At 65.4% G+C, this 26397-nt stretch carries 23 protein-coding genes and 1 pseudogene; 20 read left to right on the top strand and 4 right to left on the bottom strand.

All coding sequences use genetic code 11. The annotated features are described in order from the left end of the window. Positions 1–60 precede the first annotated feature (60 nt). Positions 61–843 carry an amino acid ABC transporter permease gene (locus A3CW_RS0131185; protein WP_028207065.1) on the top strand — a complete coding sequence of 261 codons (783 nt, stop codon included), beginning with the start codon at positions 61–63 and terminating at the stop codon, positions 841–843. Between the two features lie 79 nt (positions 844–922). Here A3CW_RS0131185 and speB read toward each other — a convergent pair whose 3' ends face one another. Then, complete coding sequence (gene speB / locus A3CW_RS0131190; protein WP_028207066.1) at positions 923–1876, bottom strand: agmatinase; 954 nt, start codon at positions 1874–1876, stop codon at positions 923–925. A gap of 326 nt (positions 1877–2202) precedes the next feature. On the opposite strand from speB, the gene A3CW_RS0131195 reads away from it, so the two are divergent. The 11 genes from A3CW_RS0131195 to A3CW_RS0131245 all read left to right on the top strand — a co-directional run bounded on the left by A3CW_RS0131195 (position 2203) and on the right by A3CW_RS0131245 (position 13564). Continuing rightward, a complete protein-coding gene (locus A3CW_RS0131195; protein WP_081771889.1) occupies positions 2203–3897 on the top strand; it encodes a 5-guanidino-2-oxopentanoate decarboxylase in 1695 nt (564 codons plus the stop codon). After that, positions 3894–5399: an aldehyde dehydrogenase family protein gene (locus A3CW_RS48120; RefSeq protein ID WP_051481831.1), complete on the top strand. Its 1506-nt coding sequence runs from the start codon at positions 3894–3896 to the stop codon at positions 5397–5399. Before A3CW_RS0131195 ends, A3CW_RS48120 begins: the two co-directional genes overlap by 4 nt. Before the next feature lie 146 nt (positions 5400–5545). Continuing rightward, the gene (locus tag A3CW_RS0131205) at positions 5546–6643 is read left to right on the top strand and encodes an ABC transporter substrate-binding protein (protein ID WP_028207068.1); all 1098 of its coding nucleotides are present in this window, start codon (positions 5546–5548) and stop codon (positions 6641–6643) included. A gap of 5 nt (positions 6644–6648) precedes the next feature. Beyond that, positions 6649–7575, top strand: a complete 927-nt coding sequence (locus tag A3CW_RS0131210; protein WP_035514509.1) for an ABC transporter permease — start codon at positions 6649–6651, stop codon at positions 7573–7575. Beyond that, positions 7572–8414 carry an ABC transporter permease gene (locus A3CW_RS0131215; protein ID WP_028207070.1) on the top strand — a complete coding sequence of 281 codons (843 nt, stop codon included), beginning with the start codon at positions 7572–7574 and terminating at the stop codon, positions 8412–8414. The genes A3CW_RS0131210 and A3CW_RS0131215 overlap by 4 nt, the downstream gene beginning before the upstream one ends. A 42-nt stretch (positions 8415–8456) precedes the next feature. Further along, a complete protein-coding gene (locus A3CW_RS0131220; RefSeq protein ID WP_028207071.1) occupies positions 8457–9530 on the top strand; it encodes an ABC transporter ATP-binding protein in 1074 nt (357 codons plus the stop codon). Between the two features lie 58 nt (positions 9531–9588). Beyond that, on the top strand, positions 9589–10413 hold the full coding sequence (locus tag A3CW_RS0131225) for a transporter substrate-binding domain-containing protein (RefSeq protein ID WP_028207072.1): 825 nt from the start codon (positions 9589–9591) through the stop codon (positions 10411–10413). A gap of 42 nt (positions 10414–10455) precedes the next feature. Continuing rightward, positions 10456–11214: an amino acid ABC transporter permease gene (locus A3CW_RS0131230; protein ID WP_028207073.1), complete on the top strand. Its 759-nt coding sequence runs from the start codon at positions 10456–10458 to the stop codon at positions 11212–11214. Next, on the top strand, positions 11214–11870 hold the full coding sequence (locus A3CW_RS0131235; RefSeq protein WP_028207074.1) for an amino acid ABC transporter permease: 657 nt from the start codon (positions 11214–11216) through the stop codon (positions 11868–11870). Before A3CW_RS0131230 ends, A3CW_RS0131235 begins: the two co-directional genes overlap by 1 nt. A gap of 39 nt (positions 11871–11909) precedes the next feature. Next, positions 11910–12635 carry an amino acid ABC transporter ATP-binding protein gene (locus A3CW_RS0131240; protein WP_028207075.1) on the top strand — a complete coding sequence of 242 codons (726 nt, stop codon included), beginning with the start codon at positions 11910–11912 and terminating at the stop codon, positions 12633–12635. Positions 12636–12667: 32 nt separating this feature from the next. Beyond that, on the top strand, positions 12668–13564 hold the full coding sequence (locus tag A3CW_RS0131245; RefSeq protein WP_028207076.1) for a LysR substrate-binding domain-containing protein: 897 nt from the start codon (positions 12668–12670) through the stop codon (positions 13562–13564). Positions 13565–13597: 33 nt separating this feature from the next. On the opposite strand, the gene A3CW_RS0131250 is transcribed toward A3CW_RS0131245, so the two are convergent. Then, positions 13598–13906: a PhoU domain-containing protein gene (locus A3CW_RS0131250; protein ID WP_245623786.1), complete on the bottom strand. Its 309-nt coding sequence runs from the start codon at positions 13904–13906 to the stop codon at positions 13598–13600. Here A3CW_RS0131250 and A3CW_RS0131255 point away from each other — a divergent pair. The 5 genes and pseudogenes from A3CW_RS0131255 to A3CW_RS0131275 form a co-directional block, all read left to right on the top strand. Then, positions 13895–14173, top strand: a pseudogene (locus tag A3CW_RS0131255) (LysR family transcriptional regulator); the annotation flags it as partial. The gene A3CW_RS0131250 and the pseudogene A3CW_RS0131255 sit on opposite strands and share 12 nt — an antisense overlap. 120 nt (positions 14174–14293) lie before the next feature. Beyond that, positions 14294–14683: an NUDIX hydrolase gene (locus A3CW_RS48125; RefSeq protein WP_035514512.1), complete on the top strand. Its 390-nt coding sequence runs from the start codon at positions 14294–14296 to the stop codon at positions 14681–14683. 208 nt (positions 14684–14891) lie between these two features. Next, positions 14892–17828, top strand: coding sequence for a molybdopterin oxidoreductase family protein (locus A3CW_RS0131265; protein ID WP_028207079.1), 2937 nt, complete (start codon positions 14892–14894; stop codon positions 17826–17828). A gap of 15 nt (positions 17829–17843) precedes the next feature. After that, complete coding sequence (locus A3CW_RS0131270; protein ID WP_028207080.1) at positions 17844–18578, top strand: 4Fe-4S dicluster domain-containing protein; 735 nt, start codon at positions 17844–17846, stop codon at positions 18576–18578. Between the two features lie 54 nt (positions 18579–18632). Further along, positions 18633–19586 (top strand): dimethyl sulfoxide reductase anchor subunit family protein, encoded by a 954-nt coding sequence (locus A3CW_RS0131275; protein WP_028207081.1) that lies wholly within the window; start codon positions 18633–18635, stop codon positions 19584–19586. 20 nt (positions 19587–19606) lie between these two features. Here A3CW_RS0131275 and A3CW_RS0131280 read toward each other — a convergent pair whose 3' ends face one another. After that, positions 19607–20371 (bottom strand): IclR family transcriptional regulator, encoded by a 765-nt coding sequence (locus A3CW_RS0131280; RefSeq protein ID WP_028207082.1) that lies wholly within the window; start codon positions 20369–20371, stop codon positions 19607–19609. A 217-nt stretch (positions 20372–20588) separates the two neighbouring features. Between A3CW_RS0131280 and sauS the strand changes: the two genes are divergently transcribed. The 3 genes from sauS (at position 20589) to A3CW_RS0131295 (ending at position 25158) form a co-directional block, all read left to right on the top strand. Beyond that, entirely contained in the window at positions 20589–22037 is a 1449-nt protein-coding gene (gene sauS, locus A3CW_RS0131285) for an acylating sulfoacetaldehyde dehydrogenase (RefSeq protein ID WP_028207083.1), read from the top strand. Beyond that, complete coding sequence (locus tag A3CW_RS0131290) at positions 22034–23698, top strand: AMP-binding protein (protein ID WP_028207084.1); 1665 nt, start codon at positions 22034–22036, stop codon at positions 23696–23698. The genes sauS and A3CW_RS0131290 overlap by 4 nt, the downstream gene beginning before the upstream one ends. Positions 23699–23775: 77 nt before the next feature. Continuing rightward, on the top strand, positions 23776–25158 hold the full coding sequence (locus tag A3CW_RS0131295) for an MFS transporter (RefSeq protein ID WP_028207085.1): 1383 nt from the start codon (positions 23776–23778) through the stop codon (positions 25156–25158). A 90-nt stretch (positions 25159–25248) separates the two neighbouring features. Here the strand turns inward: A3CW_RS0131295 and A3CW_RS0131300 are convergent, their stop codons facing one another. Next, positions 25249–26166 (bottom strand): NAD(P)-dependent oxidoreductase, encoded by a 918-nt coding sequence (locus A3CW_RS0131300; protein ID WP_028207086.1) that lies wholly within the window; start codon positions 26164–26166, stop codon positions 25249–25251. Positions 26167–26397: the final 231 nt, after the last annotated feature.

Below are 26397 nucleotides of genomic sequence, written 5' to 3' on the forward strand. Positions count from 1 at the left end.
GCGTGATGCCCCGGCGCGCGCCGGGCCCGCCCGCGCTTCGGCCTTTTATTGAAAGCGAGCATGGAAGACAGCAATCCGGTCATGTGGTTCGGCTGGTTCCGCCCGGACATCCTGGTGGAGTACAGGCAACTGTTCTGGGAGGGGGCACTGGTCACCGTTGGCACGACGGTGGCCTGCGTGCTGATGGGCTGCGCCCTGGGCCTGTTGTTGGCGCTGGCGCGGCTTGCCGACGCGAGGCATCAGCCGTGGCGGACGGTGTGCAAATATGTGCTCCGTTGGCCGTCTACGGCCTATGTGAGTTTCTTTCGTGGTACGCCGTTGTTCGTGCAGATCTTGCTGATGCATTTCGCGGTGATGCCGGTGTTCATCCATCCTGTGCACGGGCTCCTGATTAGCGGCGATCTGGCTCGAACCTTGAAGCAGAATCACGGGGCGCTGATCTCGGGCGTGGCGGCGCTGACGCTGAACTCCAGCGCTTATATCTCCGAGGTGTTTCGCGCAGGCATCCAGTCGATTGCGATCGGCCAGAGGCAGGCGGGCCAGTCGCTCGGCATGACGCACGGACAGATGATGCGTTACGTTGTGATTCCCCAGGCCTTCCGGCGCATGTTGCCGCCACTGGGCAACAACGTGATTTCGCTGCTCAAGGACACGTCGTTGATCTCGGCAATCGGTCTCGGTGAGATGGCCTATGCTGCACGCACTGTGGCCGGTGCCTACGGTCGCTACTGGGAGCCTTACCTGGCGATTGCCGCAGCATACTGGCTGATGACACTGGCGCTGACAATGGGCCTGCGCAGGCTGGAGGATCACCTGGCGCGAACCGATCGCGTCGCACGGTAACGCACCCCGTTTTGATCGAGTAGCGCGTCCGTCAGCTCGAGCAAAGCGGGGTCGCCGCCAAAGCGGGCAATATCCCGATTCACGCGCGGCGCTTCACACGCGGGAGCACGCACAGCGCTTCGTATGCGAGATTGGCGGCTAGCAGGGCGGTGGTGCCGAACGGATCGTACGGCGGCGCGACTTCGACCACATCGGCGCCCACGAGGTCGAGCCCCCATGCGCCACGAATGATTTCGAGGGCTTGCGGGACCGTCAGTCCCGCGATCTCCGGCGTGCCGGTACCGGGCGCGTAAGCCGGGTCGATCCCGTCGATATCGAAACTCAAATACACCGGTCCTCCGCCAACGCGCTCGCGCACCTCTGCCATCAACGGTTCGAGCGAGCGGTTCCAGCATTCCTCGGCTTGCACCACGCGAAAACCCTGTTCGCGGCACCAGTCGAAGTCTTCGGCGGCGTAGCCGGTGCCGCGCAGACCGATCTGCACCACACGCTGGCAGTCGAGCAGCCCTTCCTCGACGGCGCGGCGAAACGGTGTGCCGTGCGCGATCTTCTCGCCCATCATCGTGTCGTTGACGTCCGCGTGCGCGTCGACGTGAATCAGTCCGACCTTGCCGTGCTTGCGATGAATGGCACGCAGGATCGGCAGCGTGATCGTATGGTCGCCGCCGAGCGTGATCGGCGTCGCGCCGTGGCTCAGGATTGCGTCGTAGGCGGTCTCGATCCGCGCGATCGAATCGGGGAGGTTGTACGGATTGATCGCGACATCGCCGATATCCGCGACACGCAGCGAATCGAACGGTGCGGCGCGTGTCGCCATGTTGTACGGGCGCAGCAACACCGATTCGGTGCGAATCTGGCGCGGCCCGTAGCGCGCGCCGGTGCGATTCGATGTGCCCAGATCGAACGGCACGCCCACGAAGCATGCATCGAGCCCTTCGGCATTCTGCACGTTGGGCAGCCGCATCATCGTCGCGATCCCGCCGCAGCGCGGCATCGCATTGCCGCCCAGGGGCTGGAAATATTCTATGTCCATGATTCGCTCCAGTTGCATTCGGTTAGACGCTTAAAAGCATTCACTGAATGCATTTTCTGCGCGAGGGCGGGACACGAACAATCGAAATAATTTCATGCGACGCATGTCCCCCAGTCATGGGTCGGCGTAAACCCTTGCACGCCGTCGTGCGGATGTGGGTTTTCCTCAGGTCATGCAAGAAGCTCATGCACCTCATGAAAACATATCGATTGTCCGCGCCGCATGGCGCCGCCGAGAATGGTTTGGACAACGACGCAGATGCGTGTGCATAGGCCAGCCGGGCCGGCATTTGCATCGGGCGGTACCAACCAGGAACGCGACCATCCATGAACTATCCGGAATTTACCGCCAGCTTCGAGGAAGCCGGCGCGCGGCCAATTGAATGGCCCCATACAACGGGCCTGACCTGCGCAGAGGCGCTCGTCACCCTGCTCGAAGGATACGGCGTCCAGTACGTTTTCGGCATCCCGGGCGTGCATACGGTCGAGCTTTATCGGGGTCTAGCCGCTTCGTCCCTTCGCCACGTCACGCCGCGCCATGAGCAGGGTGCGGGCTTCATGGCGGACGGCTATGCACGCGTGACCGGAAAACCGGGCGTGTGCTTCATCATCACCGGGCCGGGCATGACGAACATCGCGACCGCGATGGCGCAGGCCTATGCCGACTCCATTCCGATGCTGGTGATTTCGAGCGTCAATGCACGGCGCGAACTCGGCAACGGAGACGGGCGCCTGCACGAACTGCCGTCGCAGCGCGGCGTGTTCGCCGGGCTCACCGCGTTCTCGCACACACTGCTCGATGCCGCGGAGCTGCCCCAGGTGCTGGCCCGGGCATTTGCCGTTTTCGGCGGCGCGCGGCCGCGTCCCGTGCACATCGAGATTCCACTGGATGTGATCGTCGCGCCCGCTCGCGGCATGAACCTGATGCCAGCCGTGCTGCCAGCGAAGCCGGCGGGCTGCCCGGCCGCCCTCGCTGCGGCGGCAGACCTGCTCGCCTCGGCGCGGCGTCCGCTGATTCTCGCAGGCGGTGGCGCGCTGCACGCCGCGGCCGAACTGCAGGAACTCGCCGAGCGCCTGCAGGCGCCGGTCGCGCTGACGATCAACGCCAAGGGACTGCTGCCGCCGGGGCACCCGCTGCTGCTCGGCTCGACGCAATCGCTGCCGCCAACGCGGGCGCTGGCCCGCGAAGCGGACGTCGTGCTCGCGGTCGGCACCGAGTTGGGCGAAACCGACTACGACGTGGTGTTCGACGGCGGCTTTTCGATCGAGGGCCGGCTGATCCGCATCGACATCGACGCGCAGCAACTGATGCGCAACTTTAGTCCCGACGTGGCCATCGCCGCCGATTCGCGGCAGGCGCTTGGCAGCCTGTCGACGCGGCTGCATGAATGCGTCACGGCGGCGTGTCAGCGCGACTGGGGCGCGCAGCGGGTTGCGCTCGCGCGGCAGGCCGTGGAGGCCAGCTACGACGCGCCGACGCGCTCGCAGAAGCGCCTTGTCGACACGATCACGGCCGCGTTGCCACACGTCATCATCGCGGGCGACTCGACCAGCCCCGTGTATGCGGGCAACTTCGTGCACGACGCACCGCAACCGCGTTCATGGTTCAACTCGTCGACCGGCTACGGCACGCTGGGCTACGGGCTTCCGGCGGCGGTTGGCGCGAAGCTCGCCGCGCCCGATCGCCCCGTGGTTTGCCTGATCGGCGACGGCGGGCTGCAGTTCACGCTGCCGGAACTCGCCAGCGCCGTTGAAGCCAGGGTGCCCGTGGTGGTTCTCTTGTGGAACAACTTTGGCTACGGCGAGATACGCCGATACATGACGGCGCGCGACATCGTGCCGGTCGGCGTCGATATCCACACGCCGGACTTTCTCGCGCTGGCGCGCGGGTTCGGCTGCGTGGCCGCTCGCGTGGATACGCCCGATGCGCTTGCTGCCGAACTACAGCAGGCCGTATCGCGCGACATCCCCACCGTGATCGAAGTGAACGAAGCCGACTGGTTTGCACGGGTGCCGTCATGAAGCAGCACGAAGGGTTCGAGCCTGGCGTCGCGCTGCGTACGCAGCTCTACATCGACGGCTTCTGGTGCGCGAGTGAGGGCGGGCAGCGTCTGCCGGTCGTCAACCCATCGACCGAGGAAACGATTGCCCAGGTCGAGGCCGGCAATGCCGCCGATGTCGATTGCGCGGTGCGTGCCGCCGCGCGGGCCTTCCGCAGCTGGAAGAAGACCACCGGCGCGCAACGTGCCATCTTGCTTCGTGCGATCGCGAGCGGTGTGAGCGACCGGCGCGAGCGTCTTGCGGCGCTCCAGTCACTCAACAACGGCAAACCGCTGGACGAAGCGCGAATCGACGTGAGCGACGTCATCGCGACGTTCGAGTACTACGCGGGCCTCGCCGAAGAGCTCGACGCAATCGGCGAATCCGGGGTCGCGATTCCCAGTGACGACTATCAGGCGACTGTCCGGCGCGAGCCGGCGGGCGTGGTTGCGCTGATCGTGCCGTGGAACTTCCCGATGGTCACCACGGCGTGGAAGCTCGCGCCCGCGCTTGCGGCCGGCTGCACGGTCATTCTCAAGCCCTCCGAAATAACGCCGCTGCCCGAGCTGGAGCTTGCGGCGATTATCGCGGACGCCGGTGTGCCGGGAGGCGTGGTCAACGTCGTGACGGGCACGGGCACCGAAGTCGGGGCGCCGTTGGCGGCACACCCGCTCGTCGCGAAAGTTTCCTTTACCGGGAGCACGGCCGTTGGCGCGCAGGTCATGAAAGCCGCCGCGGACACGATCAAGGGCGTGAGTCTGGAACTGGGCGGGAAGTCCTCCATCATCGTGTTCGCCGATGCGGATCTCGATCTCGCCACCGACCTCGTCGCGGGCGGCGCGTTTTTCAATGGCGGCCAGATGTGCTCGGCCACTTCGCGCGTGCTGGTCGAACGACCGATAGCGGACGCACTTGCCGCGCGTCTCGCCGACCGCGCAACGCGCACGGTCGTGGGCGATCCATTCAGTTCCGGCGTCCAAATGGGGCCACTCACCAGCCGCGCGCAGTACGAACGCGTGCAGCGCTACATCGCGCGTGGCAAGGCCGACGGCGCGCGCCTCGTGATCGAAGGCGAGGCGCCAGCCGGTCCCGGCTACTTCGTGAAACCGACGATGTTCGTCGATATCCCGGCCGAAAGCCCGCTGTGGCGCGAGGAAATCTTTGGCCCCGTGCTGTGCCTGCGCAGCTTCGATACCGAGGAAGAGGCCATCGGCGCGGCCAACGATACCGAGTTCGGCCTGGTCGCCACGGTCGTCACGCGCGACGCCGGGCGGGGCAGGCGAGTGGCGGCCGAGCTGGAAGCGGGCGTCGTGTGGATCAACGCGCCGCAGGTCATCTTTCCTCAGACCTCATGGGGCGGCTACAAGCGCAGCAGCATCGGGCGCGAACTGGGTCCGTTCGGGCTCGCCGCCTTCCAGGAAGTCAAGCAAGTGCTCATGCCTGCCGGGGTCGCCGGCGCTCCGGATTGCGTTCGCGGTGCATGAGCTTTTGTCATGGCGCGCATGCAGAGATTTCGTTTGTTGCGGGTTTTTGACGCACGTAGAGTCCATTCACGCAGCACGTTCGCGTGATTTTTGGTAATCGCAGCGCGCATTGGGCAGCGCCAATACGGTTCAATCAGGAGACGACCATGCAGGGGATCAAGCTGGGGAGAAGGCAGGCCATTCAGGCAATCGGCACGGCTCTGGCGGCATCGGCGCTGCCCATGCCGTTCATCAGTACTGCCAGGGCACAGGAGAAGAGCTACGCGGGCAAGACCCTGCGGCTGCTCACCTGGTCCGACGATACCGGCGCGGCGGCCTTGCGCAACATCGCCGCCACGTTCAGCCAGAAGACCGGCGCACAGGTCATCGCCGACCGCGCCGATGGCACCTCCGGCATGGTCGCGAAACTCAAGGCGGCCGGCGACCGGCCGACCTACGACGTGATCACGCTTGCCGGGGTCGGCGCTTCCGGTCTCGCCGATGCGGGCCTGCTGATGAAGCCAGACCTGAACAAGCTGCCGAACCTGAAAGACGTCGCGCCGCAATACCGCACGGGCGCCAACGGATTCGGCGTCGGCTACCTGCTGTGGTCGGACGGCCTCATCTACAACACGTCGACCGTGAAGACCGCACCCTCGACGTACGAAGCCCTTTGGGATCCGAAGTATGCGGGGCGCCTGTTCCTGCCGCCGCCAGAGTGGGCGGAAGCGGTCGATCTGGCGATCATCGCGGCGAAGATGGCGGGCGGCTCGCAGCAGAATATCGATCCGGGCTTCAAAAAGCTCGCCCAGTTGAAGGACCGTGTGCTGACGCTCGGCGAAAACCCGAACCAGGTCGCCGATCTGTTCCGCACCGGCTCGCTCGACATTGGCGGCATCTATGCGCCGGCATTCTTCCCGGAGCAGATCCGCAAGCCCGAGTACAAGATGGCCGTGACTTACGGCATGAAAGAGGGCTTCGCGACACAGCTGATGTTTACGGTGATTCCGAAGTCACATCCCGGCGATATCGATCTCATCCACGCTTTCATCAATCATTCGCTCGATGCCGGCGTGCAGGGCCGCATGGCTGCCGACGTGCTCAACGGTCCGGTGAGTTCGCGCGCGGTCATTCCCGCCGAAAGCCGCGCCTTCGTGCCGTCGCCGCAGCAGATCGCCGAGAAGGCCGTGCTTCACGACGACAAGGCGCTCGCCGCGTTGCAGCCTGCGTGGATCAAGCGCTTTACCGAGATCTTTTCCGCGTGAGCGCCATGTCAGCCCTCTCTTCACGCCGCGCGGGCACGCCGGCGCCTGCCGGGGAATCGACGGCCCAGCACAGTACCGCAACGGCGCTGCCGCGCGTGCCGCCGTTGCTGCTGCTCGCACCGATCCTCGCGTTTCTCGCCGTGCTGATCGCGGCGGCGCTCGCCGTGCTGCGCATGAGCTTCGGCCTCCCAGGCAACGAGTGGCATGCCTTCACGCTGCAGAATTACGTCGATCTCGGGGACGCCTACTTCCTGCGCTCGCTCTGGCTGACCTTGCGGCTTGCCTTCCAGAGCATGATCGTTGCCGTCGTGCTGGCGATTCCCGTGGCACTCGCGATGGCGCGCACGCAGTCGCGCACCGCGCGGCGCCTCCTGCTGGCCGGCGTGCTGCTGCCGCTGCTCGTCAACCTGCTGCTGCAGGGCTACGGATGGCTCGTGATGCTGGGGCCGGCGGGCCTCGTCAATCACGTGCTCATGGCCACCGGCTTGATCGGGCGCCCGGTGCTGTGGCTGTATCGCGAGAACGGCGTGCTGCTCGGACTGATTCAAACGGCCTTTCCGCTCGCCGTGCTTCCCATATCGAGCGCGATGCGCGCGGTGTCGCGCTCGTACGAAGAGGCGGCGGCTACCCTCGGCGCCAGCCGCTGGCAGACGCTGCGCCACGTGATGCTGCCGCTGGCGATGCCTGGCATCGTCTCAGGTGGCTTGCTCGTGTTCGCCTATAACGCGAGCGCGTTCGCGGTGCCGTTGCTGCTGGGCGGACGCCGGGTGCCGATGCTCGCCGTGCTGGTACACGATCAGGTCGCGCCGTTGCTGAACTGGCCCGCCGCGTCCGCCTCGGGTGTCGTTCTGATGGCCGCGACGCTTGCGGTGATGGCCATCTCGCAGCGGCTCGTGCGCAACCTGCAACGCCACGCGGAGTCCCGCTCATGAATGCCTTGCGCATCCCCCTGACGATGCCCGGCCGGCTCAGCCGCGTGACCGGATTGTTTGCGACGATCGTGCTCTTTCTCGCGGCGCTGCCGATTCTGACGATGATCACGATGTCATTCGGCAATTCCGACACGCTCGAATTTCCGCCGCAGAGCTTCGGCTTGCACTGGTACCGGGCTGCATGGCACACCTTCGTGTCGCCCGATGCGAGCGACGTGCTGTCCATGGGCACCGCGCTCACGACGAGCCTCATCGTGGCGGTTTCAACGATGTTCATCGCCACGGCCGTCTCCGTGCCCGCTGCCTACGCACTGTCGCGCTACCGCTTTCGCGGCAAGGCGGTGATCGAGCAGCTGGTCGCGCTGCCGCTGGTCTATCCGCTCGTGATGCTGGGGCTTTCTCTGCTGCTCGTCTTCAATGTGCTGCCGGTGGAACTGGGCGTGGGGCGGCTCGTCATTGCGCACGTGATCCTGGCGCTGCCGTTCACGGTGAAGAACTGCGCGGCATCGGTTGCGTCGATCGGACCGGAATTCGAGGAAGCCGCCTGCGTGATGGGCGCGAGTCCGCGGCGTGCGCTCGTTGACGTCGTGCTGCCGCTCATGCGCCCCGGCATTCTCGCCGGCATGCTGTTCGCGTTCATCATTTCGTTTAACGAATTCACGGTGACGTTCTTCCTCTATGGCATCAACACGATGACGCTGCCTGTCTGGCTCTATAGCCGCACCGTTTCGTCGCTCGACCCAACCGTGTTTTCGTTCGCGGTCTTCATCGTGCTGATCGACTTTGCCTTGATCTGGCTGCTCGAAAAGCTCGTCGGCGACGAAGGCGTGGCGCTCTGATCGCCGCCTCTCACGCGACCCCCGGGGCACAAAGGAACTCTCATGACCCATCTGTCTTTGCAGGCCATCACCAAGCGCTTTCAGAACGCGTGCGCGGTCGACCACGTCGATCTCAACGTTCCGGACGGCAAGCTGGTGTGTTTTCTCGGGCCATCCGGCTGCGGCAAGACAACCCTGCTGCGTATCATCGCGGGCCTGGAAACGCCGACTTCCGGATCGGTGATGTTCGCGGGCCGCGACCTCACGCATGTGCCGGCCAACCGGCGCGACTTCGGCATGGTGTTTCAGTCGCTCGCGCTGTTTCCGCATATGACCGTTGCCGGCAATGTCGCTTATCCGCTGCGCTTGCGCGGTGTCGACAAGAGCGCACAAGCGAAGCGCGTGGCGGAACTGCTCGAACTGATCCAGCTTCCGCACATGGCGAACCGGCCCGTTACGCAGCTTTCCGGCGGCCAACGCCAGCGCGTGGCGATTGCGCGTGCAATTGCCTCGTCGCCGAAGCTGCTGCTGCTCGACGAGCCCCTCTCGGCGCTCGATGCGAAGCTGCGTGAAGCGATGCAGGTCGAGATTCGCCTGCTGCAACAGCGGCTTGGCATCACGACGATCATGGTCACGCATGACCAGCGCGAAGCGATGACGATGGCCGACGAGATCGTCGTGATGCAGAAAGGACGCATCGCCCAGGTCGGCAGGCCGCTCGACATTTACCGCGACCCCGTGAATGAATTCGTGGCGGACTTCATCGGCCTCGGCAACATCTTGCCCGTGACGCTCGAAGCCGACACTGGCATCGCGCTGCCGGGCGGCCAGCGGATCGCCGTCAATGCCGCCATGCGCACGCCGGAGCGCTCGGGCGACATCCGCCTGCTGATTCGCCCGGAAGACGTGTGCGTGCGGCCCGTGAGTGCGAATCGCGGTCCGAACATCGTGGCCGGCAAGGTGACGTTTGTCCGCGACGTGGGCGCGCAGATCGAAGCGACGATCGATTGCGACGGCTTCACGCTCACGGCCGCCACCACGCCTCGCGAGACGCCGGACCTCGAAGTGGGGCGGGCCGTGCTGGCCGAGATGCCGGCCCACGCGTGCAGGCTGATTCCTGCGCACACCGCGCACTGAAACCCCGCGTTGAAACCTTTTACCCCCAAAGAGAAGCCGTTGGAAGGAGACACCTGTCATGAACACTACTCACGTCACCACGAACCCCATGCAGCGCCTGGCGGCTCGCACCATCGCGGCCTGCGCGTTTGCCGGCATGGCCGGCCTCAGCGCGTTCGCCCCGCTTGCGCATGCGGACGCGCTCGACACGATTGCGAAGTCGGGCGTCGTGCGTGTCGGCGTATTCGAGGACTACCCGCCGTTTGGATCGATCGGGCCCGACATGAAGCCGCAGGGCTACGACATCGATGTGGCCAACCTGATTGGCAAGGCCCTGAACGCGAAGGTCGAACTCGTGCAGGTGACGGGCGACAACCGCATGGCCTATCTGGCGGATCACAAGGCGGACATGCTGCTCTCGGTTGGCCAGACGCCTGAGCGCGCGAAGGTGATCGACTTCTCGCAGCCGTATGCGCCGTACTATCTCGCGGTATTCGGTCCGAAATCGCTGCCGGTGAAGAATGCGGGCGATCTGGCTGGCAAGACGGTCGCCGTCGCGCGCGGCACGCTCGAAGATCTGAGTGTGTCCAAGGTGGCGCCGCCCTCCGCGGTCATCAAGCGCTTCGACGACCCGAACGGCGCGATTTCCGCATTCCTGTCCGGTCAGGCCCAACTGCTCGTGGTTGGCAACGATGTTGGCGCGACCATCATGGCTCGTCATCCCGCCAACGATCCGGAGCAGAAGTTCTCGTTGTTCAGCTCTCCAGATCACGTGGGCCTGAACAAGAACGAGCCGCGTCTGAAGCAGAAGGTCGACGACGCCATCGCGGCCGCAAAGAAGGACGGCTCGATGAACGCCATCTCGCTCAAGTGGCTGCGCGCTCCGCTGCCGGCTAGTCTCTGATGCGCTCCGGCTTCCGCTTACCTAACGACAGACGGCGCAGCGATGACCTACACATTCGACTTTAGTGACTTCGGTCTTTACGCGGGCATGCTGGCGCGCGGCGTGGAAGTGACGCTAGGCCTGACGGCGGTCTCGACCGTGCTGGGCGGCTTGCTCGGCATTGCCGGCGCGAGCCTTGCCGTCGCGGGCCCGAGGTGGGTGCGCGCGCTGGTTGCGTCCTACGTCGAGCTGATCCGCAATACGCCTTTTCTCGTGCAGCTCTTTTTCGTGTTTTTCGGGCTGCCGGGTCTGGGTGTGCAGATCAACGAGATGCAGGCGGCGGTGTTGGCGATGACCGTTAATCTTGGGGCCTACGCGACCGAGATCGTGCGCGCCGGCATCGACTCGATCCCTCGCGGCCAGCGCCAGGCGGCAATGGCGCTCGGCTTGCAGGGGCGGCAGGTGTTCCGCCACGTCGTGCTGCCCCAGGCGCTCGCCAACGTCTTCCCGGCGCTGCTGGGCCAGGTGCTGATCGTCATGCTCGGCTCGGCCGTCGTCTCGCAGATCTCCGTGCCCGACCTGACGTACGCAGCCAATTTCATCCAGTCGCGCAACTTCCGCTCGTTCGAGAGCTACGTGATCGTCACGGTGATCTATCTCCTGCTGTCGATCGTGCTGCGGCTGCTCATCAACCGGCTCGGCAAGGGCCTCTTCGCCGGACGCACGGCGCGCGGCACCGGCGCCTCACGCGCCCCCCTGCGCTCGTGGTTTTCCGGTCGCGCCCGCATGGCCGCATCCAGCCTTTCGAAGGAGCGTTCGTAATGGTCGAGTTCACTCTCTGGGATATCGCGCGCAATCTGCTGCTGGCCGCGCGCTGGACCGTTCTGCTCTCGCTTTGCGCGTTCGTGGGAGGCGGCATCGCGGGCCTCGTGCTGCTGGCGATGCGCGTGTCGCCGTTGGCCTGGCTGCGCCGCATCGCCGTGCTGTACGTCGAGCTGTTTCAAGGCACGCCGCTGCTGATGCAGCTCTTTCTCGCGTTCTTCGGGCTGCCGCTCGTGGGAATCGAAGTTTCGCCGTGGCTGGCCGCAACGGTGACGCTGACCCTCTACACGAGCGCCTACCTGGCCGACATCTGGCGCGGGTGCGTCGAAGCCGTGCCGCGAGGGCAGTGGAGCGCCGCGGCCAGTCTCGGCATGACATGGCCTCAGCAACTGCGTTACGTCGTCTGGCCGCAGGCATGGAAGATCGCCGTGCCGCCCACGGTCGGCTTTCTCGTGCAGGTGGTGAAGAGTACGGCGCTCACGTCGATCATCGGCCTGACCGAGCTGACCAAGACCGGAACCATGATCACGAACGCCGTGTTTCGCCCGTTCCCGATCTACGCAATGGTCGCACTGCTGTACTTCGCGATGTGCTTTCCGCTCACGTGGTATGCGCGCGTGCTCGAAGGCCGCTACCAGCGTGCCCGTCACCGCTGAACGCATGAACTTCAACGCTCTTCAGAAGCAGGTTTCCACATGATTACCATTAGCAACGTATCGAAGTGGTACGGTCAGTTCCAGGTGCTCACCGACTGCACGACGGAAGTGAAAAAAGGCGAAGTCGTCGTGGTATGCGGCCCGTCGGGCTCGGGAAAATCGACGCTCATCAAGACGGTCAATGGCCTCGAACCGTTTCAGAACGGCGAGATCAGGATCAACGGCGAGTCGGTTGGCGACAGGAAGACCAATCTGTCGAAGCTGCGCTCGAAAGTGGGCATGGTTTTTCAGCATTTCGAACTATTTCCGCATATGTCGATTACCGAAAACCTCACGCTCGCACAGGTGAAGGTGCTTGGCCGACGCAAGGACGAGGCCGCCCAAAAGGCCTTGGGGCTGCTGCAACGCGTCGGCTTGCGCGCTCATGCGGACAAGTTTCCCGGCCAGCTCTCCGGCGGTCAGCAGCAGCGTGTTGCGATCGCCCGTGCGTTGTCGATGGACCCGATCGCGATGCTGTTCGACGAGCCAACCTCGGCACTCGATCCAGAGATGATCAACGAGGTGCTGGACGTCATGGTCGAACTCGCTCAGGAAGGCATGACGATGATGTGCGTCACGCATGAGATGGGCTTCGCGAAGAAGGTGGCGAATCGCGTGATCTTCATGGACCAGGGGTGTATCGTCGAAGACGATCTCAAGGAGGCGTTCTTTGCACAGCCGAAGTCCAGCCGTGCGAAGGACTTCCTTTCAAAGATCCTTCACTAGCCCGCTTCCGTCAAACCGGAAACGCGAATCCCATGCGACGCCTTCCTCCACTCAACGCACTGCAGGTATTCGAAGTGGTTGCCCGCCACCGCAGCTTCACCTGTGCTGCCGAACATCTGTGTCTCACGCAGGGAGCGGTGAGCCGGCAGGTCCTCGCGCTGGAGGACTACTACAAGTTTCCGCTTTTCATCAGAGGAAAGAAGGGGCTCACCCTGACGACCGAAGGCGAGATGCTGCTGCCCGTCGTGAAGGAGGGGCTCGCGCGCATCGAGGAGATGTCGCTGCGCTTGACGCGGCAGCGCACGGATCTTGCCATGAAGGTGCCGACCTGCATCATGCGCTGGATGTTGCCGCGAATCATGCGGTTTCAGGGCGAACACCCCGACTTGCTGGTGCAGATCACGGCAACCTGGCAGCATGACGTCGACTTCCAGGCCGAGCCGTTCGACGCCGCGATCATCTACGGTTCGTCCCCAGGGGCCGATGTTCACGCGGTGCCGCTGTTCGACGAGCAGATTACGCCGGTCTGCGCGCCGGAACTGCTGAACAGCAAGCCGCTCGCCCAGTTCGACGATCTCTCGCAATTCACGTTGCTGCACCCGACGCGAGACCACCGTGACTGGAGACAATGGCTCGATCAGGTCGGCGCGACCCAGGTGGACGCGAACATGGGGCCGAGTTTCGAAACTCTCGATCTGGCGACGAACGCGGCCATGCAAGGCTTCGGCATTGCGATCGGTGACCGGACGCTGGTCGATGACGACCTCGTGGCGAAGCGGCTCGTCATGCCGTTCGACAAGGTGATCGAAACGGGCGCGCGCTATTACTTTGTCTATCCCGAGTGCGTGGCGCATCAGCCGAAGGTGAAGCTCTTCAGCGAGTGGATGGCACTGAATCACCAACCGCAACCGGCAATCGCGCCCGTATAAGAACCGCCTGGCGAGCGGCGCATGCTCGCCCGCTCAAGCCTGCGCTGCCGCCTCATCCGCTTTGTCGCGTTCGAGCAGGGGATAGGCGAGCGCGCAAATGTGCGACTGGATGCGCAAGAGATCGCGCAGCACGTCGAGATGCAGCGAACTCGACGCCATGCTGTCCGGCTGTCCGTCGCGCAGCCGTTCGAGGTGACGTTCGCGCGCCGATCGCTCGAGCCGCCTCAGCGCCTGCTTGTCGGCGATGAGCTGCGCCGCGGTCTGCGGCCGCCCCGACACGAGCAGGGCCTGAGCGCGGTGAAAGCTGCCGGTCACCGAGCCATGCAGCATGCGCAGCAGCAACTGCTCGAAGCGGAACTGGTGCGCAAGGGCCTGCAAGTGCGTCCCGTGCTGTACGTGGAAGGCCGCGAAGCATTGCAAACCGCGATTACGCAGGGCGTTGGCGTGGGTGTCATCGCGCGGACGGAGTTCGGTGGCTCGCCGGGCGTCCGCGCGATCGCGCTCGCCGACTGCCAGGTTCGCATGGTCGAGTCGCTGGCGCGGCTCGCGGACCGCCCGGCGTCGAACCTCCTCGATGCACTTTTTAGTACCGACCCCGTATCGCCCTGACTTCGGGCTCGATCGTTGCTGCCCCCTGCCAAGGGTGCGCCAGGCGATCGAACGGGCGCACCGGGGCGGGCAACAATCGGCTCATACGATACAGATGGCGTCTGTCATGAAACGCGAAGCATGAAAGAACGAGCAACTATCGTGTGCTGGCAGCGAGGACGGATTCTCCTCGTCGAACGGGGGCGATCGAGATGGTCGCTGCCCGGCGGCACGATTCGGCGCGCAGAGTCGCCGGCGGACGCTGCTGTGCGTGAGCTCAACGAAGAAACGACGCTCGAGGGCTACGAGCTGGGCTACCTGTTCCAGTTCGGCGGGCTCAACAAGCGGCACCACGTCTTTTTCTCCGTGCTGCACGACGACGCGAGACCTGCGCCGAGTAACGAGATTTTAAGGTGCCGATGGTTTCGTCCCCAGAAGATATCTACACTGATCACCAGCGTGCCGACACGGGAAATCGTCAATCTCCTGTTCGCTCATGAAGTGAAGCAAGCCCCTCTCGTCCGCGCGTAAAGCGCTCTGCCGCCGAGCGGCCTCGCTCCCCGCAGCCCCGTCCAGTCCCGAATCCAGACGTCAAGCCACGCGCGCCGCCCGCAACTATCGGGCGGGCTGATGAATGAGATCGCAAATTGCGAGTTTTTCTATTGGCCGCACATTTATACGATATTCATTGTCGGCACAGCGTTTGTGCAGCCCCACCGCAAGCGTATCTGGAGGAGCGATGGAACATCAGCCCCGCACGCAGAATGAGAAGCTCGAGGTCAAGACCACGACGTGCTACATGTGCGCGTGCCGCTGTGGCATACGCGTGCATCTTCGCGACGGCGAGGTTCGTTATATCGACGGCAATCCCGACCATCCGCTTAATCAGGGTGTGATCTGCGCCAAAGGCTCGTCGGGCATCATGAAGCAGTATTCGCCGGCGCGCCTCACGCAGCCTCTGCTGCGCAAACCGGACGCCCTGCGCGGCACCGCCCAGTTCGAGCCCATCTCCTGGGAAGCCGCGTTCGACATGCTGGAAAAGCGCCTCGCGCATTTGCGCGCGACCGACCCGAGGCAATTCGCGCTCTTCACGGGCCGCGACCAGATGCAGGCGCTGACGGGTTTGTTCGCCAAACAGTTCGGCACCCCAAACTATGCGGCGCACGGCGGCTTCTGCTCGGCGAACATGGCGGCCGGCATGATCTATACGATGGGCGGCTCGTTCTGGGAATTCGGTGGACCGGACCTCGACCGCGCCCGGCTGTTCTTCATGATCGGCACGGCAGAGGACCATCACTCGAATCCGCTGAAGATTGCGATTTCGAAATTCAAGCGCGCGGGCGGCCGCTTCATCGCCATCAATCCGATCCGCACGGGCTACGCGGCAATCGCCGATGAGTGGGTGCCGATCCGTCCCGGCACGGATGGCGCGCTGTTCATGGCGCTCATGCGTGAACTGATCGAACAGAATGCGTACGACCGCGAGTTCGTCGAGCGCTATACGAATGCCGGCGAACTGCTCGATATGCGCGCCGACAGCGATACGTACGGCCTGTTCGTGCAGGACCCCGCAGTGGAAGCGCGCAATCGGCTCTTTCCGCAGAACCACCTGTGGTGGGACGCCGCGAGCCAGCGCGAAGTGCCGCATCACGCGCCGGGCGTGCGCCCCGCGCTGGAAGGGCGCTATACGCTCGCGGACGGCACGGCCGTCGCGCCGTCGTTCGAGTTGCTGCGTGAGCAGGTTGCCGACTGCACGCCCGAGTGGGCGGCGGAGATCACCGGCATTCCCGCAGCCACGATCCGCCGGCTGGCCCAGGAAATGGCCGATGTCGCGCGCGATCAGAAGGTCACGTTGCCGATTCAGTGGACCGACGCCTGGGGCGAGACTCACGAATCCGTGACGGGCGCGCCCATTGCCTTTCACGCCATGCGCGGGCTCGCCGCTCACTCGAACGGCTTTCAGTCGATACGCGGGCTCGCCGTGCTGATGTCGCTGCTCGGCACCATCGACCGGCCCGGCGGTTTCCGGCACAAGTCGCCGTATCCGCGCGCCGTGCCGCCCTCGGCGAAGCCGCCCAACAGCCCGGACGACGTGAAGCCGAACACGCCGCTCGCGAACGGTCCGCTGGGCTGGCCCGCCGCGCCGGAAGATCTGTTTATCGACGCCAAGGGCGAGCCCGTGCGCATCGACAAGGCGTTTTCGTGGGAGTACCCGCTCGCCGTGCACGGTTTGATGCATAGCGTCATTACGAACGCGTGGCGCGGCGATCCGTATCCCATCGATACGCTGTTGATCTTCATGGCCAACATGGCGTGGAATTCGTCGATGAACACCATGGAAGTCCGCAAGATGCTCGCCGACAAGCACGAGAACGGCGAGTACAAGATTCCGTTCATCGTGGTGTGCGATGCGTTCCAGTCGGAGATGACGGCATTCGCCGACCTGATTCTGCCCGACACGACCTACCTCGAACGCCACGACGCGATGTCGATGCTAGATCGGCCCATTTCCGAATTCGACGGTCCGGTAGATTCCGTGCGCGTGCCCGTCGTCCCGCCGACGGGCGAATGCAAGCCGTTCCAGGAAGTACTCGTCGAGCTGGCGAGCCGCCTGAAACTGCCGGCGTTCACGACGCCCGAAGGCACGCGCAAATACCGCGACTATCCGGACTTCATCATCAATCACCAGACGGCGCCGGGCTCGGGCGTGGGCTTCCTGATCGGCTGGCGCGGCAAGGACGGCGACAAGGCGCTGGTTGGCGAACCGAACCCGCGGCAGTGGGAGGAGTACGCGAAGCACAACTGCGTCTACCACTACACGCTGCCCGAGTCGCTGCAGTACATGCGCAACTGCAACGGGCCTTATCTGGACTTCGCCGTCGAAAAGGGCTTCCGCAAGTTCAACGAGCCGATCGTCATCGCGCTTTACTCGGACGTGATGCAGAAGTTCCGGCTCGCCGCGCAGGGCAAGACGAAGGGCCGGCAGCCTCCCGAGCATTTGCGCGCGCGCATCGAACGGTACTTCGATCCGCTGCCGTTCTGGCACCCGCCGCTCGAACACGATACGACCGATCACGCGCAGTATCCGCTCGCGGCCGTCACCCAGCGTCCCATGGCGATGTACCACTCGTGGGACTCGCAGAACGCCTGGCTGCGGCAGATTCATGGCGAGAACTATCTGTACATGAATCCGCGCACGGCGGCGGCGCAGGGCATCGAGGACGGCGGCTGGATCTACGTCGAATCGCAATGGGGCAAGGTGCGGTGCCTCGCGCGCTACAGCGAAGCGGTCGAGCCGGGCACGGTCTGGACGTGGAACGCCATCGGCAAGTCGGCGGGCGCGTGGAATCTCGGACCCGAGGCCAACGAGTCGCAGCGCGGCTTCCTGCTGAACCACCTGATCGCGGACGAAATTCCCGTCAAGCACGCCGGTCACACGCGCACGTCGAACTCCGATCCGGTCACGGGGCAAGCCGCGTGGTACGACGTGCGCGTGCGCATCTATCCGGCAGAGGCTCACGCCGACCACACGCTGCCGCAGTTCGCCCCCATGCCGGCGCTGCCCGGCTCCGTCGGCTCGGGGGCAGGGGGCATCATCCATCGCGTCGTGCAGACGTATTTCGCCGGGCGCGGCGAGTTTGCCGCGCGTCTTGCGAAGGCCGCGCAACGCAAGTGAAACGGAGAGCATGCGATGACACAGATGGCGCTGGTGATCGATCTGAACGTCTGCGTGGGCTGCCACGCTTGCGTGACGAGCTGCAAGGAATGGAACACGTCGGGCGAGGCGGGCAGTCTCGCCGACTTTCGCCCGTATGACGCCGATCCATCGGGCACGTTCTTCAACCGGGTGCAGACGTTCGAAGCCGGCGAGTTTCCGCTTGCCGACACCATTCATTTCCCCAAGTCCTGCCTGCACTGCGAGGACCCGCCGTGCGTGCCGGTCTGTCCGACCGGGGCAAGCTACAAGCGCAAGGAAGACGGCCTCGTGCTGGTCGACTACGACCGCTGCATCGGCTGCAAGTACTGCGCGTGGGCCTGCCCCTACGGCGCGCGGGAAATCGACGAAGCGCGCAAGGAAATGACCAAGTGCACGCTGTGTTCCGACCGCATCTACAACGAAGCGCTGCCGGAGCGCGACCGCAAGCCCGCGTGCGTGCTGGCGTGCCCGACCTCGGCGCGCCTCTTTGGCGACATTCACGATCCCGAGTCGGTCGTGTCGAAGGCGATCCGCGAACGCGGCGGCTATCAGCTGATGCCCGAGTGGGGAACCCGGCCGTCGAATCACTATTTACCGCGCCAACCGGTGACGTCCTGCAGCAGCGGCTCGTGTTCGTGCAAGACATCGGGCGCGGGAGACACCGATACGCTGGAAACGCAGGCCGAACACGGCGCGCTGAATCTCGCGTCAATCGCAACGCGCGTGTGAGCTCGTCTGCGCGTGCTCGCATGGCGCGCGCCGAATCGAAGAGTGGAGAACGGTATGAATCCGGCATTTTCAGTGGTGTTTCTCACGACGCTGAGCGGTGCGGGCCAGGGGCTGCTGATCGCGCTCGTCGGCGTGGAGCTGGCGCAACGGCTTGGCTTCGGCGATGTGGCGGCGGTTCCGGCGATGTTCTATGTCGTCGGTACGGCGCTTTCGTGCGCACTGGGCGCATTGGGGCTCGTTGCGTCGTTCTTTCATCTCGGCCATCCCGAGCGGGCATGGCGGGCCATTGCGATGTGGCGCACCTCGTGGCTGTCGCGCGAATGCCTTTGTCTTCCCGCGTTTCTGGCCTGCACGTTCGCCTACGGTCTCGCGCACCTGCTAGGGGCCTCGTATTCCCTGGCAATAGGGGGCGTGGCTGTCGTTGCGAGCCTGCTGCTGTTCGTGTGCACCGCGATGATCTACGCGTGCCTGCGCTTTCTCCAGGAATGGGCGACGCCGCTCACGCTGGTCAATTTCGTATTGCTCGGCTGCGCGTCCGGCTTCACGCTCGCGACCGCGTGCGCCGCGAGATTCGCACCGGCCATGGCGGTGCCGCTTGCAGTCTGCGCATGCGTGTTGACGCTGGCGGGCTGCGCGTCGCGCACGGCCTCGCTTGTCCGCAATGCGCGCCTGCGCCCGAAATCGACCGTGCAAAGCGCGACCGGGATTCGCGCGGAACGCGTCGAGCAGAAGTCGCGCGGGTTTACGGCGGGCGCCTTCAATCTGCGCGAGTTCTTTCACGGCAAGACACCCCGCGCGCTCAGACGCATCAAGTGGACGTTCCTGATCGCGGCGTTCCTCGCTCCCTTCTGCCTCGTGGCGATCGGCGGCGGCATCCGATCCGTTGGGCTATCGTTCGCGGTGTTTTGCGTGGCGGCGGTGATCCAGTACGCGGGCCTGGTGGCGGAGCGCTGGTTTTTCTTTGCTGAAGCGCGGCATCCGCAGAATCTCTACTATCAGCGTTCGTAAGTCGAGCGCTCCACGTCCCTTTACTCGCGGAACGTCTTCGCGGTTTCGGTTGCGGCATGCCTCAGGTCGGGCACGAAGGCGAGCAGGTCGTCGAGCGCGACGCGCCCGACAGGCGCTTGGACGGCGATCGCCGCGCACGCACGGTTGCGGTCCAGCATCACGGGAACGGCGATCGCGATCAAGCCCTGTAAATGCTCCTGATTGTTGATCGCGAGCTGCCGGCGGCGTGTCACCGCCAGCTCCTTGCGCAGCGCTTCGCGGTCGGTGATCGTTTGCTCCGAATGCGCGCGCAGTGGCAGCGTGTCGATCATGCGGTCGCGCCGCTCCTTGGGTAGAAAGCTCAGCAGCAGCTTGCCGCTTGCCGAGCAGTGCAGCGGCACGTGCGAGCCCGGCTGCAGGTGCATGCGCAGCGGCCATTCGGTCTCCACGCGGTCGACATAGACCACGTCATTGCCCGCGAGCATGGTGAGATTGCAGGTCTCGCCAATCTTTTCGACGAGCTGTTCGAGCAGCAGATGCCGCGCGGCCGCCGGCCCGGCATGCATCAGCACGTTCACCGCCATCATTCTCACGCGTGCCGAACACTCGTACAGCTTGTCGTTGGCGCCGCGTGTGACGAGCCACGCGTCGGTGAGCTGGGTCAGGATGCGGTGCACCGTCTGCTTGGGCAAACCGAGCGCCTCCACCAGATCCATCATCGCCAAAGGATGGCCCGCCTGGGCTAGCGTTTCCAGCACGCGGAACGCGCGGACCGCCGCCGCATTCGATTGGTTCGATGTGGACACGCTTGTCTCCTGCGTCGGTTGCCTTGTGCGGTCGACGCTAGCTTTCCCGTCATTGTGCATCGCTCGGTGCGATTTTCGGGACTGGTGAAAGTCCCGAAAATCGCATATTCCGCGGCTCCCTGGCCGTGTGTCACCGATTGTGCGGGAATCGGGACTCGCATTCACGCGCCGATGAATAGATTGGCAGTACAGCCAATTATTTGATCGGAGCGCGCCGATGAATGTGAGAGAGACCGTTGCCAATGCCGCCGGTGCGGGCAAACCCGAAGCGCCCGCGCCGCAGATCGCCGCGCTCGTGGCGCGTGCGCGTGCGGCGCAGCAAGCCTTCGAGTTCGCCGGGCAGGCAACCCTGGATACCGCTGCGGCGGCGGCCGCGTGGGCGATCATGGAGCCCGGCCGGAATCGCGAGCTTGCCGAACTGGCGGTGCGCGACACAGGGCTCGGAAACGCCGACGACAAGTTCCGCAAGAACTACCGCAAGACGCTCGGGCTGCTGCGCGACCTGCATGGGAAAAAGACCTGTGGCGTGATTGCGCGTGACGAGGCCACGGGCATCGTCGAAATCGCGCGCGCGGTCGGGGTGGTCGCGGCAATCACGCCCTCCACCAATCCGGCCGCGACGCCCGCCAACAAGATCATCAACGCGCTCAAATGCGGCAATGCGGTGATCGTCGCGCCCTCGCCGAAGGGTTATGGCGCGTGCGAGGCGCTCATCGGCTTCATCCATGCGCAGTTCGCCAAAGCGGGGCTGGACCCGGCGCTCGTGCAGATGCTGCCCGCGCCCGTGGACAAGACCGCAACCGCCGCGCTGATGCGCGAAGCCGACCTCGTGGTCGCGACGGGCTCGCAGGCCAACGTGCGCATGGCCTACGCCAGTGGCACGCCGGCCTTCGGCGTGGGCGCCGGCAACGTGGCGTCGATCGTCACGCGCACGGCGAACCTTCGCGATGCGGCGCACAAGATCGCCGCGTCGAAGACCTTCGACTACGCGACGAGCTGCTCGTCGGAGAACAGCGTCGTGATCGACGAGGCAGTCTACGACGCGATGCTGCACGAACTCGCCGCCTGTGGCGGCGTGCTGCTCGACGCGCAGCAAAAGGCGCAATTGCAGGCGGCGATGTGGACCGACGGCAAGCTCTCGTCGCGTTGCACCGCAAAATCCGCGGTGCAGATCGCGCGCGCTGCCGGCCTCGAAGAGGTGGCGACGCACGAGAAGAGCGCGTTCCTGATGGTCGAGGAGAGCGGCTTCGGCGCGGCACATCCGTTTTCGGGCGAAAAGCTCGCGCCTGTGCTCACGGTCTACCGCGCGCGCGATTTCGGCGCAGCGGCGGATATCGTGCGCAGCCTCTACGCGTACATGGGCGCGGGTCACTCGGTCGGCCTGCACACTGAGGACCCGCACGAAGCCGTGACGCTGGGGTCGACGCTGCCGGTGGCGCGCGTGATCGTCAACCAGGCGCATTGTTTCGCGACGGGCGGCAACTTCGACAATGGCCTGCCGTTCTCGCTCTCGATGGGCTGCGGGACCTGGGGGCGCAACAACTTTTCGGACAATCTCGGCTTTCGGCAGTACCTGAACATCACGCGCGTGGCGTACCCGATTGCGGAGCACGTTCCCGAACTCGACACCTTGCTCGGCGACTATTTCCGGAGGTTCGGCCAATGAGCGCGCCCGCCACGATCCGCGCGCTGATCGAAGCACGCGCCGCACAGTACCCCGACAAGCCCTTCCTGCTGGCGGCGCCCGACGAAGGCGCTACGGAAGACGCCGGCGCAGTCGCCGGGAGCGCCACGGCGGCGGGCGCGACGCTGACCTTCGGCGCGCTGCTCGAGCGTTGCCGCGCACTCGAGAGCCGCTTTCGCGACGCCGGCCTCAAGCCGGGCGACGTCGTTTCGGTCCTGATGGGCAACGGCATCCAGACTGCCACGCTGCTGCTCGGCGCGATGTACAGCGGACTGATCGCGCATCCGCTCAACCTGCTTTGCCAGGCGTCCCAGCTTGCCTATATCGTCGAGCATTCGGATACGCGGATGATCTTCGCGAGCGCGCAGACCAGCGTCGCGCTCGCGGCGGCGCTCGCCGCGCTGCGCGAGCAGGGCATGTCGCGCAACATCGCGCTCGTGCGTACGGAACCGGATGCCGTCGCGTTGCCAGTGCTGCCCGCGCTCGAAACGGCGGCCGCCGATGTGGCGAGCGCCGTGCCGGCGTCGAGCCTCGCGGGCCTTCCGGTGCTGGAATCACCGCCCGTGGAAACCCAGCCCGGGCCCGACGCTGCCGACATCGCCCTCCTGATGTACACCTCGGGCACGACCGGCGCGCCGAAGGGCGTGCTGCTCAGCCACGCAAGCCTCCATGCGAACGCGCGCAACATCAGCCTCGAGCACCGGCTCGCCGACGACGACCGCGTGCTGGCATCGCTGCCGCTCTATCACATCAACGGCCTCGTCGTGACCTTGCTTGCGCCGCTCTGGCACGCGGGCTCGGTCGTGCTCACGCCGCGCTTCTCCGGGCGCACGTTCTGGCGCGACGCCGCCAGCTACGGCTGCACGTGGATCAACGTGGTGCCGACCATCGTCGCCTATCTCCTCAACGGCGACGAACCGCGCGGGCTCGACCTCTCGGCGCTCAAGTTCTGCCGCAGCGCGTCTGCCGCGCTGCCCGCCGACCATCATCGCGCATTCGAGGCGCGCTTCGGCATTGGCGTCATCGAAACGATGGGGATGACCGAGACTGCCGCGCCGGTCTTTAGCAATCCGTACGATGCATCGCGGCGCCGGATCGGCAGCATCGGCCTGCCATCGGGCGGCGAAGCGCGCGTGATCGATCGTGACGGCCGCGAATGCGGACCGAACGAGTGCGGCGAAATCGTGTTGCGCGGCGCCCAGGTCATGTGCGGCTACTACAAGCGCCACGAGGACACGGCCAAGGCGTTCACCGCCGACGGCTGGCTGCGCACCGGCGACCTTGGCTATCGCGACGACGAAGGCTACTTCTATATCAACGGCCGCTCGAAGGAACTGATCATCAAGGGCGGCGAGAACATCGCGCCGCGCGAGATCGACGAGGCGCTGCTGCGCCATCCGGGCGTGCTCGACGCGGCGGCCGTCGGCGTGCCCGATCCCGCCTATGGGCAGGAGATCGTCGCGTTCGTGGTTGCGCGCGAGGCTCACTGGCAGGGCGCGCCCGACCCGGACGATCTGCGCGAGCACTGCCTGCGCGAACTGGGCCGCTACAAGACGCCGAAAGAGATCCGCTTCGTGAACGAACTGCCGCGCGGCCCCTCGGGCAAGGTCCAGCGGCTGAAGCTCGTGACGCCCTCGGGCTGATACGCGACTACGCGCTTCGCGCGCCGACGCGCGCATCCGACCCGGCGACACAAAAGAGAGACTCAGGAGACGACGACATGAAGCAGCACGCGCAGCGCGTCAAGACGCGCCATATCATTCTCGCGGTCATGTGTCTGATGTATTTCATCTCGTACATCGACCGCGTGAACATCGCGGTCGCGGGACCGCTGATCCGCCATGAAATGGGCCTGAGCGCGGTGCAGCTCGGCCTGGTATTTTCCGCATTCGCCTATCCCTATGCCGTCATGCAGATCATTGGCGGCTGGCTTTCGGACAAGTTCGGACCGAAACTCGTGCTCACCGTGCTCTCGTTGATCTGGGGCGCGGCCACGCTCGCCACGGGCTTTGCCGGCAGTGTCGCGATGCTCGTGGGGCTGCGCTTCGCGCTCGGCGTGGGCGAGGGCGGGGCGTTTCCGACGGCCACACGCGCTTTCACGTACTGGATGCCGGTGGGCGAACGCGGTTTCGCGCAGGGCGTGACGCACAGCTTCGCGCGCCTGGGCGGCGCGGTCACGCCGCCGCTCGTGCTCGCGGTGGTGGTGGCGGGCGGCTGGCGCGACGCGTTCATCCTGCTCGGCATCGTGAGCCTCATGTGGACGGTGCTCTATCTCTTCGTGTTCACGAACTCGCCGGAGCAGAACCGGCGCGTCACGCCCGAAGAGACCGCCGAGATCGGCTATTGCAAGGGCGACTGCGACCGCGCGAAGCGCGCGGCGACGCCGTGGCGCAAGCTCGTGCGGCGCATGTGGCTCGTCACGTTCGTCGACTTCTGCTATGGCTGGCTGTTGTGGGTCTATCTCACCTGGCTGCCGTCGTATCTGAAGGAGTCGCGCGGCTTCGACCTCAAGCAGATCGCGCTCTTCACGGCGCTGCCGCTGCTCGCCGGCGTGGTGGGCGACACGCTTGGCGGCGTGATCTCCGACCGGCTCTTCAAGTGGACGGGCCGGCTGCGCTTCGCGCGCTGCGCGGTGCTCGTGACCGGCATGGGCGGCTCGCTCGCTTTCCTGCTGCCGATGGTGTCCGTCGCGAACCCGATGGTCGCGGTGCTCTTCCTCTCCGCTTCGTTCTTCTTCCTCGAGATCACGAATCCGGTGCTGTGGACGCTGCCACTCGATATCGCCGGCAAGTACGCGGGTACGGCGGGCGGCATGATGAACACGGGCTTCGGCATTGCGGGGATGGTGTCGCCGGTCGTGTTCGGCTACCTGATCCAGCACACCGGCAGCTATAACGTGCCGTTCATGATCTCGGCCGGGTTGCTGGCGCTGGGCATCGTCGCGGCGCTCTTCATCGATACCTCGCGCACGGTCGAGGCCGACGAGGAACGCGAGCGGCGCATGGGCCCGGAAGAGGCCGGGGCGTTCGCGTTCCTCGACAGCATGCCGACGGTGCGGCTCGAACGGCATACGCTGCGGCGCCCGCTGCGCTGGTGGCGCTGAGCCTCGCAGGGTGTGAGGCAGTGCATGCGGCGGCCCTGAAGGCTTCCGGGGGCTTCCGGGGCCTTCAGGGAGCCGCCGCCCACGTACGCCTTATGCGCCGCCGTCGAGCTTGCGCAGGCGCCAGATGAGGCTCGACGTGTCGAAGCGGCTGCCGCCGAGACGCTGCACGTCGCCGTAGAACTGGTCGACGAGCGCGGTAACCGGCAGCGCCGCGCCGTTGCGCTTCGCTTCGTCGAGACAGAAGCCGAGGTCCTTGCGCATCCAGTCCACGGCGAAACCGAAGTCGAACTTGTTGGCCATCATGGTCTGGCCGCGGTTGTCCATCTGCCAGCTCGCGGCGGCGCCCTTGCCGATCACGTCGAGCACGAGCGCCATGTCGAGCCCCGAGCGCTCGCCGAAGTTGATCGCCTCGGACAGCCCCTGCACGAGGCCCGCGATACAGATCTGGTTGACCATCTTGGCGAGCTGGCCGGCGCCCGCCGCGCCCACCAGCGTCACGGCCGCCCCGTAGTGGGCGAGCGTGGGCTTCGCGCGCTCGAAGGCCGCGGCTTCGCCGCCGCACATGATCGTGAGCTTGCCGTTCTGGGCGCCCGCCTGGCCGCCCGACACGGGCGCGTCGATGAAATGCAGGCCATGTTCGGCGGCGCTCGCCGAAAGCTCGCGCGCCACGTTGGCGGAGGCGGTCGTATGGTCGGCAAATACGGCGTCGCGCGTCATACCGGCGAAGGCGCCGTCCGCGCCGAGCGTGATGCTGCGCAGGTCGTCGTCGTTGCCGACGCAGGCGAGCACCAGGTCGGCGCCCTGGGCCGCTTCGCGCGGCGTGGCGGCCGCGCGGCCGCCGTATTCGGCGACCCATTGCGCGGCCTTTGCGGCGGTGCGGTTGTAGACCGTGACGTCGAGCCCGGCCTTGGCGAGATGACCGGCCATGGGATGGCCCATCACGCCGAGGCCCAGGAACGCGACACGGCGTACTGGATTGGGGGCGGACGAGGATGCGGATTGGCTCACAGTGGCTCCTTGGGGTGGGGTTTGAGGCTGGGGCGGTTTCATTATCTCAGCTATCGGCGCGGCGCCTGGGCGGCGTCGGCACGAGGCGGCGCCGGCCCGGACGCGACCTGGACTCAACGATAAGGCGCGTCTGGCACTAGCCGCGCGCGTTTTTGTCAGCCGATACTCGGTACAACAAGACGGCCTGGCCGGCCTTGCTCGTGACCGGAGCAGGGCGTCCAGGCCCCCAAA

This window comes from Paraburkholderia nodosa DSM 21604 (genome assembly GCF_000519185.1).
Taxonomy (GTDB): domain Bacteria; phylum Pseudomonadota; class Gammaproteobacteria; order Burkholderiales; family Burkholderiaceae; genus Paraburkholderia; species Paraburkholderia nodosa.